Origin of the sequence: Mesorhizobium alhagi CCNWXJ12-2, from assembly GCF_000236565.1 — a bacterium.
GTDB lineage: Bacteria > Pseudomonadota > Alphaproteobacteria > Rhizobiales > Rhizobiaceae > Allomesorhizobium > Allomesorhizobium alhagi.
Genome location: NZ_AHAM01000083.1, coordinates 1 through 2478, shown reverse-complemented (window position 1 = coordinate 2478; position 2478 = coordinate 1). Strand labels below are relative to the sequence as shown.

The window sequence follows — 2478 nt, the reverse complement described above, 5'->3', positions numbered from 1 at the left end:
ACCCCCCCCCCTGCCGGTGGCGCCAGCGTATTGGCTTGCGTCGCCCTTTACGACGATCGAACCCGACATCATGTTTTCGCCAACACCTGGACCGGCCGAGCCATGCACGGTGATCTGCGCTTCACTGTTCATTCCGCCGCAGTAGTAGCCAACGCTACCCTGCACATCGATCGAGATCGGATGCTGGGCTCCGGCCGCCACGGCGTGGCTGCCTTTGGGATTGAGGACTTTCCAGTTGGATTCGCTGGAGGCATCAGCAACCTCGTGAAGTGCCTGATTGAACTCGCGCAGGGTGATCTTTGAAAGGTCGAAAACCTTGGGCGCGTAGTTGAGCTGCTCAAGCGGCGCTGTGGCAAGATTGGTCGAGTGCATGATCTTAGTGCTCCCAGAAATAGACAGTGGAAGGCTCCGGCTCCCAGATTTTGGCGTCTTCGATCCCTGGCAGGTTCGCCAATGCCCGGTATTCCGAGCCAAAAGCCACATAGCTGTCGGTTTCGGCAAGCACTGCCGGCTTGCACGCAATTGGGTCTCTGACCACGCCGAAGCCATTCCTTGTGCCGACCACGAAAGTGAAAAACCCGTCGAGGTCGCTCAAGCTGCTTTTCAGCGCCTCGCCGAGATTCATGCCATGGGCGATTTTCGACGACAGGTAAGCGGCAGCCACCTCCGTGTCGTTCTCCGTCTCGAAGCGCATGCCGTCGCGGATCAGCTCGCGCCGAAGATTGTTGTGGTTCGACAGGGAACCGTTGTGCACCAGGCACTCGTCCGGCCCCGTCGAGAAGGGATGTGCCCCAAGCGTGGTCACGGCCGACTCCGTCGCCATACGGGTGTGGCCGATGCCGTGGCTGCCTTTCATGGCGATGACCTCGAAGCGCTTCACGACCTCGGCCGGTAGTCCGACTTCCTTGTAGATCTCGATGGCCTCGCCCACGCCCATGATGCGCGCGTTGGGGCGCAGCTCGGCGATCGCGGCACGGGCCGCCTCGAGCTTGTCGGTGGGCACGTCAAGCACTGCGTGGGTAGACTTTACCAAGGTCGAAACTTTGGCGCCGATCTCGTTGCCGAGCTCCACGTCGAGACCTGGAAAATCCGCTGCGGGAATCGGCGACTGGATGGTGATCTTGCCGTGTCCCCTCGCCCCACCGTCATAGATCGCGATACCGGCGCTGTCAGGCCCGCGGTCGGTCATTGAGACCAGCATTTCGGAGAGAAGCGCGCCCAATTGCGGCTCCAGCGACTTGTCTTTCAAAAAGAGTCCTACGATCCCGCACATCCCAGCCACCTCAGCGATTGCACTGTCGCAAAAGCTAGCAGCTTCCCTGCTGCTATTCAACTGTGATGAATTTTTTATTCCTACAGTAAAACATCATCTGGCACAGTGCAGGCGCAGAGGCTTGGAGTCCGAGCGCCTCACCAGTGCTGATTGGTTGCGCTGGGATGGTTGCAATTGGGAGGGGCTTTATCGCGGCCCGCATGCTTACGCGTTAGCGCTTCTACGGGGATAGGAAATGATCGACAGATACCGGATCGGCAAACGCGTCAGTTCCTCGGGACCGTGCGGCGCATCGGCGTCGAAGAACAGGCTGTCGCCCGGCGTCATCCGGTAGAGATTGTTGCTGTGACGGTAAACCACCTCGCCCTCAAGCATGTAGAGGAATTCCAGGCCGTCATGCTGGAACGTCGGAAAGATATCCGAGTCTTCCGTCAGCGTAATCAGGTAAGGCTCGACCAAGACGCCGCTGGAATCCGAGCCGATGTGCCCGAGCAGCGTATACTGATGGCCGGCGCGCGTGCCACGGCGCTCGACGTCGACGCCCTCGCCCGACTTAACGAAGACAGCGTTGCGTTCTTCCTCGAAGCGGCGAAAGAAGGCCGTCAGCGGCACACCGAGCGCGCGCGACAGCGCCTGTAGCGTCGTCAAGGATGGCGAGGTAATGCCATTTTCGATCTTTGACAGCATGCCGAGCGAGATGTCCGTGGCCGCCGCAAGGTCGGCGACGGTAATGCCAAGCTTCTTGCGAAAGGCGCGGACCTCATGGCCGATCGCGACCTCAAGCACCTTCTCGCGGGTGTCGCGAACGGCATGAGGATCCTGTGTCAAAGGCACGCCTAGCGGTCGTCTCGCCGCATCGACGCCCTGGATCTTTGTTGTGGGAGTACCAAGCGCCTTGCGGCTCTTCTTTGCTTCCGCCGCGTTGGTCTTCGCCATGTCATTGCTGCTCGTCTATGCAATTTTCACCGACGGTAAACATTTTCGCCGCGAGACACAACGGGCGGCGAGCGCGAGATGGAATGATAGACGAGAGCCGACATCGCATCGGCAATGTTTGCCGGTTGAATAAACCCCAAGCTTTCGCGGGCCGCTTCGGCAACAGGAAGAGGCATTGCCGACGGTCCGTTCGAAACCAACGCTTCCAAGGGCCGCGACCAATGGCGCGTCTAGCCTCTGGGGCATGCGGACGACGCGACGTTGCGCTC

General features: G+C 60.1%; 2 protein-coding genes and 1 pseudogene. All 3 read right to left on the bottom strand.

Going from position 1 to position 2478, the window contains the following annotated elements; translation table 11 throughout:
- A pseudogene (locus tag MAXJ12_RS11065) lies at positions 1 to 372 on the bottom strand (protein GlxC); the annotation flags it as partial.
- 4 nt (positions 373 to 376) lie between these two features.
- Entirely contained in the window at positions 377 to 1273 is an 897-nt protein-coding gene (locus MAXJ12_RS11060) for a class II glutamine amidotransferase (protein ID WP_008835933.1), read from the bottom strand.
- Between the two features lie 204 nt (positions 1274 to 1477).
- Positions 1478 to 2209 (bottom strand): helix-turn-helix domain-containing protein, encoded by a 732-nt coding sequence (locus MAXJ12_RS11055; RefSeq protein WP_008835932.1) that lies wholly within the window; start codon positions 2207 to 2209, stop codon positions 1478 to 1480.
- Between the last annotated feature and the right edge of the window lie 269 nt (positions 2210 to 2478).

Coding starts and splice junctions, on each gene's coding strand:
- MAXJ12_RS11060 (WP_008835933.1), bottom strand. CDS start 1,273: ATGTGCGGGATCGTAGGACTCTTTTTGAAAGACAAGTCGCTGGAGCCG.
- MAXJ12_RS11055 (WP_008835932.1), bottom strand. CDS start 2,209: ATGGCGAAGACCAACGCGGCGGAAGCAAAGAAGAGCCGCAAGGCGCTT.